The sequence below is a fragment of the Winogradskyella ouciana genome, from assembly GCF_009709615.1.
Taxonomy (GTDB): Bacteria; Bacteroidota; Bacteroidia; order Flavobacteriales; family Flavobacteriaceae; genus Winogradskyella; species Winogradskyella ouciana.
Genome location: NZ_WJYA01000200.1, coordinates 1 through 256, shown reverse-complemented (window position 1 = coordinate 256; position 256 = coordinate 1). Strand labels below are relative to the sequence as shown.

At 43.8% G+C, this 256-nt stretch carries 1 protein-coding gene; it reads left to right on the top strand.

The annotated features are described in order from the left end of the window. Positions 1-216: zinc-binding metallopeptidase family protein (locus F1003_RS18970; protein WP_162307020.1), on the top strand; the 216-nt coding region annotated here is incomplete at its 5' end. Between the last annotated feature and the right edge of the window lie 40 nt (positions 217-256).

Here is a 256-nt window from a genome sequence, read left to right as displayed (position 1 = left end):
GTGGTGCCAACCATTCACCCTTATATTAAAATTGGTGCGGATGATCTTGTTGCTCATACAGTTCCGTTTCGAGAGGCTGTAGCTTCTGTAAAAGGAGACGAAGCACTGATAACTGGAGCAAAGGGTCTCGCACTTACTGCCTTCCAGCTGGTAACGGATCAGGAGCTGCTTAAATCCATTAAACAGGAATTTCTAGAGCGAAAAGCTGTTGAATAAGAACAAAAGCTATCCTTTTGCGGGATAGCTTTTCCTCTTT